General features: G+C 63.0%; 11 protein-coding genes. 8 read left to right on the forward strand and 3 right to left on the reverse strand.

Features of this window, described 5'->3' with window-relative positions; all coding sequences use genetic code 11:
- Positions 1-156 precede the first annotated feature (156 nt).
- Entirely contained in the window at positions 157-3684 is a 3528-nt protein-coding gene (dnaE, locus tag NKI95_RS28360) for a DNA polymerase III subunit alpha (RefSeq protein ID WP_352720906.1), read from the forward strand.
- Between the two features lie 14 nt (positions 3685-3698).
- On the opposite strand, the gene NKI95_RS28365 is transcribed toward dnaE, so the two are convergent.
- Complete coding sequence (locus tag NKI95_RS28365) at positions 3699-4580, reverse strand: DMT family transporter (protein ID WP_352720908.1); 882 nt, start codon at positions 4578-4580, stop codon at positions 3699-3701.
- A gap of 173 nt (positions 4581-4753) precedes the next feature.
- Here NKI95_RS28365 and NKI95_RS28370 point away from each other — a divergent pair, with 173 nt between their 5' ends.
- Positions 4754-5260, forward strand: coding sequence for a hypothetical protein (locus NKI95_RS28370; RefSeq protein ID WP_352720910.1), 507 nt, complete (start codon positions 4754-4756; stop codon positions 5258-5260).
- Between the two features lie 3 nt (positions 5261-5263).
- On the opposite strand, the gene NKI95_RS28375 is transcribed toward NKI95_RS28370, so the two are convergent.
- Complete coding sequence (locus NKI95_RS28375; RefSeq protein WP_352720911.1) at positions 5264-6592, reverse strand: DNA polymerase IV; 1329 nt, start codon at positions 6590-6592, stop codon at positions 5264-5266.
- A gap of 68 nt (positions 6593-6660) precedes the next feature.
- Between NKI95_RS28375 and NKI95_RS28380 the strand changes: the two genes are divergently transcribed.
- The gene (locus NKI95_RS28380) at positions 6661-7236 is read left to right on the forward strand and encodes a GNAT family N-acetyltransferase (protein WP_352720913.1); all 576 of its coding nucleotides are present in this window, start codon (positions 6661-6663) and stop codon (positions 7234-7236) included.
- Between the two features lie 97 nt (positions 7237-7333).
- Entirely contained in the window at positions 7334-8818 is a 1485-nt protein-coding gene (locus NKI95_RS28385) for a hypothetical protein (RefSeq protein ID WP_352720915.1), read from the forward strand.
- Between the two features lie 66 nt (positions 8819-8884).
- Here NKI95_RS28385 and NKI95_RS28390 read toward each other — a convergent pair whose 3' ends face one another.
- Positions 8885-9184 (reverse strand): DUF3572 domain-containing protein, encoded by a 300-nt coding sequence (locus tag NKI95_RS28390; RefSeq protein ID WP_352720917.1) that lies wholly within the window; start codon positions 9182-9184, stop codon positions 8885-8887.
- Between the two features lie 172 nt (positions 9185-9356).
- On the opposite strand from NKI95_RS28390, the gene NKI95_RS28395 reads away from it, so the two are divergent.
- The 4 genes from NKI95_RS28395 (at position 9357) to NKI95_RS28410 (ending at position 13563) form a co-directional block, all read left to right on the forward strand.
- The gene (locus NKI95_RS28395) at positions 9357-9773 is read left to right on the forward strand and encodes a response regulator (RefSeq protein WP_348625950.1); all 417 of its coding nucleotides are present in this window, start codon (positions 9357-9359) and stop codon (positions 9771-9773) included.
- A gap of 33 nt (positions 9774-9806) precedes the next feature.
- The gene (locus tag NKI95_RS28400) at positions 9807-11180 is read left to right on the forward strand and encodes a PleD family two-component system response regulator (protein ID WP_352720919.1); all 1374 of its coding nucleotides are present in this window, start codon (positions 9807-9809) and stop codon (positions 11178-11180) included.
- Positions 11181-11644: 464 nt separating this feature from the next.
- Positions 11645-12379: a FadR/GntR family transcriptional regulator gene (locus tag NKI95_RS28405; protein WP_352466359.1), complete on the forward strand. Its 735-nt coding sequence runs from the start codon at positions 11645-11647 to the stop codon at positions 12377-12379.
- Positions 12376-13563 (forward strand): PLP-dependent transferase, encoded by a 1188-nt coding sequence (locus NKI95_RS28410; protein ID WP_352720922.1) that lies wholly within the window; start codon positions 12376-12378, stop codon positions 13561-13563. The genes NKI95_RS28405 and NKI95_RS28410 overlap by 4 nt, the downstream gene beginning before the upstream one ends.
- The last annotated feature ends 6 nt before the right edge of the window (positions 13564-13569 follow it).

Raw genomic sequence — 13569 nt, forward strand, 5'->3', positions numbered from 1 at the left:
GGGGAGATTGGCAGCTCGGCGGCAGCACTTTTCGGCCGACGAAAGCGATTGCTCCAAGCTCGCTAGGTTCTGATCGCTTCCGCTGGACTCGCATCGTCCGGTGCCGGACAATACATCTTCATCGACTGAGTCCTTGTGAGGCGGCGCGAAAAAACCATGGCGGATGAGAGACTTCCACGCGATCCCTTGCTGCGCGAGGCCTATGCAAAGGCGTCGCGGGCGGAGCAGGCGGCGCGTCGGTTCATTCATCTGCGCGTGCATTCGGCCTATTCGCTGCTCGAAGGTGCCTTGCAGCTCGGCAAGATCGTCGGCCATGCGGTGCAGGACGAATGCCCGGCAATCGCCGTCACCGACACCAACAATCTGTTCGGCGCACTGGAATTCGCCCAGAAGGCGGTAAAGGACGGCATCCAGCCGATCATAGGCTGCCAGATCGACCTCGCCTTTTCCGGCGAGGCGAGCGACAGCCAGCGCGACCGCAGGCGGCAAGGGCCGGAGATGCGGCCGGTGGTGCTGATCGCCGCAACCGAGGCCGGCTACGGCAATCTGGTCAGGCTGGTAAGCCGCGTCTACCTCGAGACACCGCCCGGTGAAGCGGTGCATCTGACGAGCGAGATGCTGCAGGGCCATTCCGACGGTCTGATCTGCCTTACCGGCGGGCCGCGCGGTCCGATCGGCAATGCCTTGAAGGAGGACCGCCGCGAACTCGCCGAGACCCGGCTCCTGGCGCTCAAGGGCCTGTTCGGCGACCGGCTCTATGTCGAGCTTGAGCGGGTCTCCGGCTATGACCGCGCGATTGAGCAGTCGTCGGTCGACCTCGCCTACCGCCACGATCTGCCGCTGGCTGCCACCAACGAGGCGTTTTTCTTTTCTCGTGAAGACTATGAGGCGCATGACGCCCTGATCGCCATCGCCGAAGGCTCCGTGGTTGCAGCAGACAATCGCCGCCGCCTTTCGCCCGACCACTTCCTGAGAAGCCAGGCCGATATGGCGAGGCTGTTCGCCGACCTGCCGGAAGCAATCGACAACACCGTCGAGATCGCGCTGCGCTGCTCGTATTACCCGAAGACGCGCAATCCGATCCTGCCGCGCTTTGCCGGCCGCGATGTCGCCGACGCCGATGCTGCGGTCAAGGCGGAGGCGCAGGAGCTTGCCAGGCAGGCGCATGAAGGGCTGGAGGCGCGGCTGGCGGCGCATGGGCCGACGCCCGGCTATACAGTCGAGCAATATCGCGAGAGGCTGGATTTCGAGCTCGGCGTCATCGAGAAGATGAAATATCCCGGCTATTTCCTGATCGTCGCCGACTTCATCAAATGGGCCAAGGCGCAAGACATTCCGGTCGGGCCGGGCCGCGGATCGGGCGCCGGCTCGCTGGTCGCCTATGCCACCACCATCACCGACATCGATCCGCTGCGCTTTTCGCTGCTGTTCGAGCGCTTCCTCAATCCCGACCGCGTGTCGATGCCCGACTTCGACATCGACTTCTGCCAGGACCGGCGCGAGGAGGTCATCCGCTACGTCCAGCAGAAATACGGCCGCGACCAGGTCGGCCAGATCATCACCTTCGGGACGCTGCAGGCGCGCGCGGTGCTGCGCGACGTCGGCCGCGTGCTGCAGATGCCATATGGCCAGGTCGACAAGCTGAGCAAGATGGTGCCGTCGAACCCGGCCAATCCGGTCAAGCTCGCCGACGCCATCGCCAACGAGCCGCGCTTTGCCGAAGAGGCGGAGCGCGAGCCGATCGTGCAGACGCTGCTCGATACGGCGCAGAAGCTGGAAGGTCTTTATCGGCACGCCTCGACGCACGCCGCCGGCATCGTCATCGGCGACCGGCCGCTGTCGGAGCTGGTCCCGATGTACCGCGACCCGCGCTCGGACATGCCGGTCACGCAGTTCAACATGAAGTATGTCGAGCAGGCCGGGCTGGTGAAATTCGACTTCCTTGGCCTGAAGACGCTGACCGTGCTGGACAGAGCGGTCAAGCTGATCCGCCGCCGCGGCATCGAGATCGATCTCGCCCACATTCCGCTCGACGACCCGGAAACCTACGCCATGCTGTCGCGCGGCGAAGTGGTCGGCGTGTTCCAGGTGGAAAGCGCCGGCATGCGCAAGGCGCTGATCGGCATGCGGCCCGACTGTATCGAGGACATTATCGCGCTGGTTGCGCTCTACCGGCCGGGGCCGATGGAGAACATCCCGACCTACAACGCCAGAAAGCACGGCGAGGAGGAGATGGCGTCGATCCACCCGAAGATCGACCATCTCGTCAAGGAGACGCAAGGCGTCATCGTCTACCAGGAACAGGTGATGCAGATCGCGCAGGAGCTCTCCGGCTATTCGCTGGGCGAAGCCGATCTGCTGCGTCGCGCCATGGGCAAGAAGATCCGCGCCGAGATGGACAAGCAGCGCGAGCGCTTTGTTTCGGGTGCCGTCGAGCGCGGCGTCGGCAAGCCGCAAGCCGACTTCATCTTCGACCTGCTGGCAAAGTTTGCCGACTACGGTTTCAACAAATCGCATGCCGCCGCATATGCCGTCGTCTCCTACCAGACCGCCTATCTGAAGGCGCATTACCCGGTCGAATTCCTGGCCGCATCGATGACGCTCGACATGGGCAATACGGACAAGCTCGCCGATTTCCGCCAGGATGCGCTGCGCCTCGGCATCGAGGTGGTGGCGCCGTCGGTGATGACGTCGTTCCGGGATTTCGAGGTCGGCGAGAACCGCATTTTCTATTCGCTGGCCGCGCTCAAGGGCGTTGGCGATGCGGCGGTCGAGCACATCGTCGCCACGCGCGGCGAAAAACCGTTCAAGAGCCTCGCCGATTTCTGTGAAAGGGTCGATCCGAAGATCGTCGGCAAACGTGTCTTCGAAAGCCTGATCATGGCCGGCGCGCTCGACTGCTTCTGTCATGACCGCGCGGCGATGATGGCCGGCGTCGAGCGGATGATGGGACTGGCGTCGCTGGCGCAGCAGAATGCCGTCACCGGCCAGCACGACATCTTTGGCGCCTCGCTCGGCGCACAGTCGCAGGCGCTCAACCTGCCGGCGACCGAGCCCTGGCTCGCCGCCGACCGCCTGCACCGTGAATTCCAGGTGGTCGGGTTCTATCTCTCGGCGCATCCGCTCGACGAATACAAGGTGGCGCTGCAGAAAATGCGGGTGCAGACATGGGGCGAGTTTTCGGCCGCCGTCAAACGCGGTGCCGCCGCCGGCCGGCTCGCCGGCACGGTCACCACCAAGCAGGAACGCAAGACGCGCACCGGCAACAAGATGGGCGTCGTGCAGTTTTCCGACACGTCAGGCCAATATGAAGCGGTGCTGTTTTCCGAGGGACTGGCGCAATACCGCGACCTGCTCGAACCCGGCCGCTCTGTGGTCATCACCGTTTCGGCCGAGGACAGGCCGGAAGGCGTCAATCTGCGCATCCAGACCGTGCAGTCGCTGGAGGACGAGGCAAGTCGCGTCCAGAAAGCGTTGCGCATCTTCGTGCGCGACGCAGCACCGATCGGCACGCTTGCCGGCCAGCTTGCCGTGAAGGGCGAAGGACAGGTAAGCTTCGTGCTGATCAAGGATGACGGCCAGGGTGAGGTCGAGATCGAATTGCCCAGTCGCTATCGTATCTCGCCGCAGATCGCGTCGGCCATGCGCGCGGTGCCGGGCGTGGTTGAAGTGGAGCTGGTCTAAGAGTTAGCGCACGCTTATGAAGCGGCGATCTCCGCCGGTTGCGGAGCTCTCCGCTGCAGGTTGAGCAGATTACCCATGAGGATCAGCAGGGCGCCACCGGCGGTGAAGGCGTCGATCTGCTCGTGATAGAGCAGCCATCCGATCACCGCCGACAACGGCACGCGCAAAAAGTCCATTGGCGAGATGACCGTCGCATCGGCATAGACAAGTGCGCGGGCCATGCAGAAATGCGACGACATGCCGGTGAAGGCGATGAGCAGGATCCACGGCCAGAGCTCGAGCGGCGGGTTGCGCCATTCGTAAAGCGCCGGGACCAGGCCAAGCAGCGACTGGATGATCAGCATCCAGAAGATGATGCGCACGACGCTGTCCGTCCGCGTCAGCGACTTGACGAGGACCACCGAGACGCCGAAGCAGACCGCGGCTCCCAGCACGATGACATGTCCCGGATTGACCGCGCCGACGCCCGGACGCACGATGATCACAACGCCGATCAGCCCCAGCACGATCGCCGCGAGCCGTGGCCGGGAGAGCCTTTCGCCGAGGAAAGCGACCGCCAGCAGCGCGGTCCAGATCGGCGTCGTGAATTCGATCGAGATCAGTACCGCAAGCGGGATCAGCGTCAGAGCGTAGAGCCAGGCAGCCTGGCCGGTATAGTGGACGACGTTGCGGGCGATATGGGCCAGCGGACGCCCGGTGCGCATCGCCGCAAAACCGCCTGACATCATGACCAGCGGCAACAGGATGAAAAAGCCGATCACCGAGCGCAGCTCGAGGACCTGGAAGACGTTGAGTTCGGCCGTCGTGGCGCGGCCGGCCACCGACATCGCCAGGAACGAGGCGATCGACAGCGCCATCCAGAACGCGGCCTTGGGGATCGAGGGTGCGGGTACCATGCGGCTATGTCGCAAGCCGGAGCGCTCATCGCAACCGCTAGCCGACGCATTCGGCTGGGCCAGCCGTGAAGCGTTGCAAACAGTGATGTTGAAGCCGGAACCCTCGGCTGAGGGAAGCGTTGGTCGGTCAGTGTTTGCGTGCTGTGTTTTGGATACCAACCAGGAGCGGTCCGATGAAATCACTTGCACGATTTGTACTTGCCGGCTGCCTGACCGCCGGGGCTGGCGCAGCGCATGCCGACGATCCGGATTTTCTTCGCTCATTCCAGGGGAATTTCGCCGGCAAGGGCATCGTCAAGGTCACCACCGATGCCCCGACGGTGAATGTCTCCTGTCATTTCAATTCCGACGCGACGTCGAGCTCATTGTCGCTCGACGGCAGCTGCCGTGGTCTGATCGTGGTGACGCGCGCCATCAGCGCGGATCTGAAGTCCAGCGGGACGAAGTATACCGGCACCTATGTCGGATCGCGCACCGGGCCGGCGCAACTGAGCGGCAGCCGTTCCGGCAACGCTATCAATCTCGGCATCCGTTGGGCCAAGGAGGTCAATGGCGATCGCACGGCGCAAATGAAGGTCGAGAAGAACGGCGAGGACGGCATGCGCCTGACCGTCGTCGATACCGATCCGAAAACCGGCAAGAGTGTGGTGACCACCCGGATCGATCTGCGGCGCACCTGACTATCACTCCTCGACCGGTTCGGGCGGATGGGCGTCGCGGCCCTTGCCGAAGGTATAGCCGGTCTCCACCGCCCTGCGGCCGAACTTGCCGCGCAGCGTGTCGATGGCGCCTTCGGCCATGGCGCGCTTGCGTGACTGGACGTCGACCAGATCGGGCGGGTCCGCCCGGTCATCGTCGGAGAGATCGCTGACGCCAATGCCGAGCAGCCGGTATTTCGTGCCATCCGCTTCCTTGCGCAGCAGCTCGAGCGCGGTCTGAAAGATGCGGTCGGCCAGCCGGGTCGGATCGCCGAGCTGGCGATTGCGCGTGCGGATTTTGAAATCCTGGGTCTTCAGCTTGAGGACGACGGTGCGTCCGGCAATGCCGGATTTCTTCAGCCGGGCCGAGACGTTTTCCGACAGCGCCCTCAGCACCGAAACCAATTCGTCGACGGAGGCGATGTCGGTGTCGAAAGTGGTTTCCGCCGAGACGCTTTTCGCGTCCTGGTCGGGAACGACGCGACGGTCGTCCTCGCCGCGCGAAAGCCGGTAGAGCCGGTCGCCCATCACGCCGTAGCGGCGCATCAGGTCGCCGCGTTCCATGCGCTGCAGCTGGCCGATGGTGCGGATGCCGTCGCGCTCGAGCGTGGCGGCAAAGGCCTTGCCGACCCCCCAGATCAGCGTCACCGGCTGCTCAGCCAGGAAGCCGATAGCCTCGGCCTCGCCGATCACCGAAAAGCCGCGCGGCTTGCGGAAGTCCGACGCCACCTTGGCCAGGAACTTGCAGTAGGAAAGGCCCGCCGAAACGGTGATGCCGATCTCCTTTTCCACGCTGAGTGCGAAGCGCGCCAGCACCACCGCAGGCGGCAGGCCATGCAGGCGCTCGGTGCCGGCGAGGTCGACAAAGGCCTCGTCGATCGAGAGCGGCTCGACCAGCGGCGTCAGCGCCTGCATCATGGCGCGCACCTCGCGGCCGACGCGGACGTATTTTTCCATGTCCGGCGGGAGGACCACCGCTTCCGGGCAGGCTTCGAGCGCCTTGAACATCGGCATTGCCGAGCGCACGCCATGGATGCGGGCGATGTAGCAGGCGGTGGATACGACGCCACGCTTGCCGCCGCCGATGATCAATGGCCGGTCCTTCAACGCCGGGTTGTCGCGCTTTTCGACCGCCGCGTAGAATGCGTCGCAATCGATATGGGCAAGGCGCAGCCGGTAGAGCTCCGGATGGCGGGCGAGCCGTGGACTGCCGCAGCGCTCGCAACGGCGTGCCTCGCTGCGCTGAAAACTCAGGCAGTCGCGGCAAAAACCGTGTTCGGGATTGTTGACAGGGGCCGCCATCGCTGCGAACATAAAGAGAACAAATGCAATGGTACGTCAGGACGGACGCCACGACAAGGCGGTGGGCCGGGAGAGAGCTCATGAATACGACCATAGCGCCGCTAGTGCCCGAGCTTTGGGCGGATTTCGAAGATCTTTTCGGTAAGCAAGGCGCCTGCTACGGCTGCTGGTGCACACATTTCCGGCTGTCGCCGGCAGCGCGCCGCGCGAGCAACCGGGAGCGGAACAAGGATCATATCAAGGCCCGGATCGAGGCCGGGCCACCACCCGGTCTGCTGGCCTTCGAGGGTGGTCAGGCGGTCGGCTGGATGCAGATCGGCCCGCGCGCCGACGTGCCCGAGTGGAACAATAAGGGCAGGGGGTCGGCTCCCGTCGACCCAGCCGATGCGACCGATCCGGGTGTCTGGGCGATCTCCTGTTTCTTCATCCGGACCAAGGCGCGGGGTAGGGGCGTGTCGCACCGTCTGGTCGCGGGCGGCATCGAGTTCGCCCGCCAGAACGGCGCGCGGCTGATCGAAGCCTGCCCGATGGATCTGTCGAAGGATTCGCGCTCGATCGGCCTCTTCGTCGGCTCATCGCGGGTCTTCGAAAAGGCCGGGTTCCAGCGGCTGGTCGAACGCAAGCCGGGCCGGCCGCTGGTGCGACTGGTGCTGTAACAGCCGCCGCAGCACATAGGCCTTCTCTTGCGGCTGTGATGGTATTTGCCTACCAGTGATAGAACGGCTTGAGGGCCGCGATTAAGTGAGGATCGACATGAAGCGCGTTTTGCCACTTGTTTTACTTCTTGCCTGCAGCGCACCGGCCTTCGGCCAAGCGGTCGACAGGCAAGGCGCGAAGCAGCTTTCCGACGATCTGGCGCACTACATCGGCAAGAAGCTGTTCGATATCGGGTTCGTGAAAATTTCAGTCGACGGCGATGCCTACAAGCTCGCTTTCGACTTCAAACCAGTCACGGATTTGATGGCAAAGCAGCAAGCCTTCAAGTTCGACGTCACGCCTTACTTCATCTTGGTCAAGCCACGCAAAGATGGACACTGGGACGTTTCGGCGGACGTGTCCCCGAAGGGGTCTATCGATTTCGTTGGCCCTGAGGGGGCGCAGCACATCGACTTCTCCGTGTCGGACAACAAGTTCGCCGGAGTTTATGACCCCGACCTGGCCGCTTTCGCGAGCGCGACCGGTTCGATGGCTGGCATGACGATGACCACCCGAGAGCCCAAGCAGCAGGCGGATGTCACGGTCGGTCCTGGCACTGCCGTAATAGTTTCGACCAAATCCGCAAATGGCGGCATCGATTTCACCGTGACGGAAAAAATAACAAACTTCGCCGAAACGATCAAAGTCAACGATCCCAAAAGTGGGTTGAGTTTTCCGGCTGCTGTAAAAGCGCCTGAACTTTCCGTGGATGCGGCCGGCAAGGGTTTGCGGACAAAGCCGCTGCTCGACCTGCTTGCTTTCATCGTGGCGACTGACGATGCAGCCAAATTCAAGGCGGATGAGGCGGAGTTCAAATCGCTTCTGACGGCAGCACTGCCATTGTGGGAGCGGATCGACGGCACCTACGGCTTCAAGGACTTTGTGGTGGAGAGTCCGGTTGGCAAGTTCGGTGCGACGCAAATGAATACCGCCGTCGGCATGGACGGCATCGCCAAGAACGGCAAGATCAACTACGCGTTCAAGGTTTCCGGCCTTACAATACCGCAGCAGGTGCTGCCCAGCTGGAGCGTTGCATTGCTGCCGACGGATATCGACATCAACTTCGGCGGCGCCAACATCGATCTGGACAGCATGGCGAAGAAAACCATCCAAACCCTTGATTTCAGCAAGGATCCACCGCTGCCGGCAGATTTCGGCAACCAGATCTCCGCCGATTTCCTGGCCAAGACGCCAAAGGCCATTCTCGGACACAGCACGATCAAGAACGGCAACATCGAGATTGCGATGGAAGGCGAGATGACCTTCCCCGGCAAGAAGCCGCGTGCGGATGTGACAATCGACATCACCGGCTACGATAAGATCGTGGAGACCTTGCAGACGGCGGCGAAGACGGACCCGCAGGCCGCGCAGTATTTCACCGGCGCGCTGGCGATCAAAGGGTTTGGCAAGACGCTGCCGGACGGCCGGCTTGAATGGGTGATCAACACCAAGGCCGACGGTTCAGTGATGGTCAACGGCGCCATGCTGAAGCCGGCCGACCCCATTGGGACGGACGACAGTGGGGAAGAGGCAACGCCATAAAGTATCAGCACTGGCCCGTCGTCGGCGGCAAGTTCTTCGATCTATCCGCTGTCTCGGGATCGCCGCTTATATCGAATGCTCATGATTGTCGTCGCCGAGCGGGAGCGCCCGCAATGCCTTGCCGACTGCGGCGGGTGGCGTTCCGGTCTCCTCGGAAAAACGCATCAGCGTCGGCTCGTGGGCGAGGATGAACTGCAGCACGCCGGCCAGGAATCCCGGCTCGCCGGCGGCCCGGCGGATGGAATGGGCTTCGATGCCGGTGATCGCCAGGAAACGGGGCAGAAGTTCCGGATCGGCGGCGACGAAGCCCAACGCCTTTACGGCAATCGTTTCCGCTTCCTCGCGCATTGACGCTTGGTTTGCCATCGCTACCTTCCTTCGTGGGCGGAATCGTTCTGTTTTCGCAGTAGTGGCAAGTGTTGCCGGCAGCAAGCTCGCCGACCTGGAATCCGAACGCTTTTCGGGCGGCCGGTTTCCGTTTCGTCAATCATATTGCCGTATAGTGGGAACAGGTTTGGTGCGTGCCGACAAGGAGCGCATGACGGCACCCTTCGAGTGGAAGGCCAGCCGGGACGGGAAATCGATGCCAAAGAAGGTTATGATCGTCGAGGACAACGAGCTCAACATGAAGCTCTTTCGCGACCTGATCGAAGCGAGCGGCTACGAGACGGTGCGTACACGCAACGGCCTGGAAGCGCTGGATCTGGCGCGGCAGCACAGGCCGGACCTCATCCTGATGGACATTCAGCTGCCTGAAGTGTCGGGCCTTGAGGTCACCAAATGGCTGAAGGAGGACGACGATCTCCACGTCATCCCGGTCATCGCCGTCACCGCCTTCGCGATGAAGGGCGACGAGGAGCGCATCCGCCAGGGCGGCTGTGAGGCCTATATCTCCAAGCCGATCTCGGTGCCGCGTTTCATCGAGACCATCAAATCCTACCTGGGCGATGCCTGATGCGCCTTTCCAGCCGAGCCGGAGCTTTGTGAAATGACCGCGCGGATCCTCGTCGTCGACGACATCCCAGCAAATGTCAGGCTGCTGGAGGTTCGGCTGCTCGCCGAATATTTCGAGGTTCTGACCGCCACCAACGGGCCGGATGCGATCGAGATCTGCGAGAACGGCAAGGTCGACGTCGTGCTGCTCGACGTGATGATGCCCGACATGGACGGGTTCGAGGTCTGCCGGCGGCTGAAGGGCGACCCGGCGACATCGCACATCCCGGTCGTGATGATCACCGCCCTCGACCAGGTTTCGGACCGGGTGCGCGGCCTCGAGGCCGGCGCCGACGATTTTTTGACCAAGCCGGTCAACGATCTGCAGTTGATGACGCGCGTCAAGAGCCTGGTCAGGCTGAAGTCGCTCACCGACGAGCTGCGGCTGCGCGCCTCGACGACACGCAATATCGGCATCGAGGAGCTTTTGAGCCGCAACTTCGCTACCGACGACGCGGTGCCGAAGGTCCTGCTGGTCGACGAACGCAAATCCTCGTTCGAGCGCATCCAGAAGATGCTGCGCGGCAGTGCCGATCTCGACGTCGCCAACGATCCGCATGCCGGCTTCTTCCAGGCCGCCGAGCAGCCGTATGAATGCGTGATGATCTCGACGGCCTTCGCCGATTTCGACCCGCTGAGGCTCTGCTCGCAATTGCGCTCGCTCGATCGCACCCGTTTCCTGCCGATCATCCTTCTGGCGGACGAGGGCGAGGAGGGGCGTATCATCCGCGGCCTCGAACTCGGCATCAACGACTATCTGATGCGGCCGATCGACCAGCAGGAGCTGACGGCGCGGCTGCGTACGCAGGTGCGCCGCAAGCGCTACAACGACCAGCTTCGCGCCAGCGTCACCCAGACCATCGAGATGGCGGTGACCGATGCCCTGACCGGCCTGCACAACCGCCGCTATCTCGACAGCCATTTGCAGACGCTGTTCGACCGCGCCGTGGCACGGCGCCGGCCGCTATCGGTGATGATCACGGATCTGGACCGCTTCAAGAGCATCAACGACGCGCATGGCCATGACGGTGGCGACGACGTGCTGCGCGAATTCGCGCGGCGGCTGCGCAAGAATGTGCGCGGCATCGATCTAGCCTGCCGCTTCGGCGGCGAGGAGTTCGTCGTGGTCATGCCGGACACCGACGGCGCGGTAGCCGAAAAGGTCGCCGAGCGCATTCGCGCCGAAATCGCCCAACTGCCGTTTGCCGTCGGCACCGAAGGCAAGGCCGTCGAAGTCACCGTCAGCGTCGGCGTGTCGTCGGTGCTGAAGGGGCTAGACACGGTCTCCGCGCTGATGAAACGCGCCGACCTCGCGCTCTACGAAGCCAAGAGCGGCGGCCGCAATCGCGTCGTCGCCAAGGCGGCTTAGCACCGAACACCAATTGGCCAGTCAACGCGACAAGGTTACGAATTTACCTTAATCCAAGCGATTTGCGAGGCTTGGTTAAGAAACGGTTGATTTCCATAAGTTGTTGCGCAAATGTGCAGCCCTTAGACGTAACCGGCACGAGGCTAGATCGCCGGTTCGACCCGAAGAATACCCCATGATGCTCAGGTCCGCCGCATCTCCTGGGTCCGTGGGGTCGGCCGGCCGGCGCTGGCACATAGTGGCCTCCTCGTACCGCTGCCAAACGCCGGCCGGCCCCCAATTTTCAAAACACATCAGGATTCTGCGCCAATATCCGGAAAATATTGGCTTTTTTGTCGTGGCAGATAGACCGCCCCTTGATCCGCACGCTGGGGGCGGGTGCGAATGTGCCTGCAGCCGATTGACAGGGCCTGTCTTCTATGCCGAAATTGGTTGGACCATTGAGCCATTTGTGACCCGTTGGCATGACCGAATTCGGCCTTTCCCCCATACAGGCAACTGCTCGCGACGACGCGGTGCTCAAGGCGCTGGCCGGCTTTGTGATGCGCGAAGCCCTCGGGCCCGGCCAGAGACTGCCGACCGAACGCATCCTTGCCGAGCGCCTCAAGGTGAGCCGCAACACCGTGCGCGAGGCGCTGACGCGCTGGGAAGGGCTCGGCCTGGTCGAACGCCGGCAAGGCAGCGGCACCTATCTCAAGGGAGTGGTCTCGCTGGACATGCTGCACATGCCGCTGACGCTGGCCGGCGGCAATGATTTCACCAGCCTGATGCAGACGCTGGAAATCCGCCGGGCACTGGAAGCGGAAGCCGCCGCCCTGTGCGCCGTTCGCGCGGGCCAGGCCGAGATCGCCGAGATCGCGCGCAAGCTCGACATTATGGAGCAGGCCTTCCACGCGCGCGCCGGCATGTCGGCGGAGGAGGACTGGGAATTCCACCAGTCGATCTATCGCACGTCCGGCAATCCGCTGTTCGAGCAGATCATCGCCGCCATGCACGAACTGTTCCATCGTTTCTGGGAGCATCCGCTTGGCGTTCGTGATTTCGGCCACGCCAGCTTTCCTTACCACCGTACGATCTACGAACGCATCGCCGCGCACGATCCGGAGGGAGCCCGGGCCGAGGCGCTCAAGCTGATCGCCACCGTCGAGGACGATCTGAAGCGCGGTGCGGCCAAACTCAAACTTTCAGGCGAGAAATGAGCGACCATTCCGCCGATTTCGAAAACGACTATCTCGCCGAGGCGGCGACGCTTCTCGCCCATGACGAGCCTTTCCCCGGCGGTGCGGTGGTACCGCCGATCTACCAGACTTCGCTCTTCACCTTCGCCAATTATGCCGAGATGGCCGACACATTCGCCGGCAGGCGACGCCAGCCGATCTATTCGCGCGGCGACAACCCGACGGTCATGGAGTTCGAGGCGCGTGTCGCCGCTCTCGAAGGGGCGGAGGCCGCGCGCGGCTTTTCCAGTGGCATGGCAGCGATCAGCGCCACGGTGCTTGCTTTCGTCGGTGCCGGCGAGCGCATGGTCGTCGTGCGCAATTGCTACGGCGACGCCTATAGGCTGTTCGAACGGCTGTTGCCGCGGCTCAACATCAAGGTGGACTATGTCGACGGTTCCGATCCGGACGCGGTCGCGGCAGCACTTCCCGGCGCCAAGCTGCTTTACCTGGAAAGCCCGACGTCGATGATGTTCGAGCTTCAGGACATAACCCATCTGGCACGGCTGGCCAAAGAGCAGGGCATCGTCACCACGATCGACAATTCCTGGGCGACCCCGGTGTTCCAGAAGCCGATTTCGCACGGTGTCGACCTGGTGCTGCATTCGGCTTCGAAATATCTCGGCGGCCACAGCGATACCGTCGCCGGTGTGGTGGCCGGTTCGGCGGCCCATGTTCGACACATCAACGAGCAGACCTATTCCTACCTCGGCGGCAAACTTTCGCCTTTCGAGGCCTGGCTGTTGCTGCGTGGCCTGCGCACATTGCCGCTGCGGTTGCCGCATCACATGAAGAGCGGGCTGACCATCGCCGAACGGCTGAAGGCGCATGGCAATGTCGAGCGGGTCAACCACCCGGCCTATTCCAACCATCCAGGCAAGGCGACGCTTGCCGGCTATGCCGGGCTGTTCTCATTCGAGGTGACGGAAGACGTTGACATCCCGGCTTTCGTCGATGCGCTGAAACTCTTTCGCATCGGCGTCAGCTGGGGCGGCCATGAGAGCCTGGTCGTTCCGGCAAAGGCCTCGCTCGAGCAGACGCCGGGCCTGAATTCGATGGCGCGCTTCGGCGTCAGCCCCCGAACCATCCGCTTCAGTGTCGGATTGGAGAGTGTCGAAGACCTGTGGGCGGATGTTGCCCAGGCCTTCGACAGAGCAAAAAGATAAAAGGAG

Source organism: Mesorhizobium sp. M0306 (assembly GCF_040321655.1).
Classification (GTDB): domain Bacteria; phylum Pseudomonadota; class Alphaproteobacteria; order Rhizobiales; family Rhizobiaceae; genus Mesorhizobium.

What these genes read in the sequence shown, in the direction of transcription:
- dnaE (WP_352720906.1), top strand. Translation starts at nt 157, where the DNA reads ATGGCGGATGAGAGACTTCCACGCGATCCCTTGCTGCGCGAGGCCTAT.
- NKI95_RS28365 (WP_352720908.1), bottom strand. Translation starts at nt 4,580, where the DNA reads ATGGTACCCGCACCCTCGATCCCCAAGGCCGCGTTCTGGATGGCGCTG.
- NKI95_RS28370 (WP_352720910.1), top strand. Translation starts at nt 4,754, where the DNA reads ATGAAATCACTTGCACGATTTGTACTTGCCGGCTGCCTGACCGCCGGG.
- NKI95_RS28375 (WP_352720911.1), bottom strand. Translation starts at nt 6,592, where the DNA reads ATGTTCGCAGCGATGGCGGCCCCTGTCAACAATCCCGAACACGGTTTT.
- NKI95_RS28380 (WP_352720913.1), top strand. Translation starts at nt 6,661, where the DNA reads ATGAATACGACCATAGCGCCGCTAGTGCCCGAGCTTTGGGCGGATTTC.
- NKI95_RS28385 (WP_352720915.1), top strand. Translation starts at nt 7,334, where the DNA reads ATGAAGCGCGTTTTGCCACTTGTTTTACTTCTTGCCTGCAGCGCACCG.
- NKI95_RS28390 (WP_352720917.1), bottom strand. Translation starts at nt 9,184, where the DNA reads ATGGCAAACCAAGCGTCAATGCGCGAGGAAGCGGAAACGATTGCCGTA.
- NKI95_RS28395 (WP_348625950.1), top strand. Translation starts at nt 9,357, where the DNA reads ATGACGGCACCCTTCGAGTGGAAGGCCAGCCGGGACGGGAAATCGATG.
- NKI95_RS28400 (WP_352720919.1), top strand. Translation starts at nt 9,807, where the DNA reads ATGACCGCGCGGATCCTCGTCGTCGACGACATCCCAGCAAATGTCAGG.
- NKI95_RS28405 (WP_352466359.1), top strand. Translation starts at nt 11,645, where the DNA reads ATGACCGAATTCGGCCTTTCCCCCATACAGGCAACTGCTCGCGACGAC.
- NKI95_RS28410 (WP_352720922.1), top strand. Translation starts at nt 12,376, where the DNA reads ATGAGCGACCATTCCGCCGATTTCGAAAACGACTATCTCGCCGAGGCG.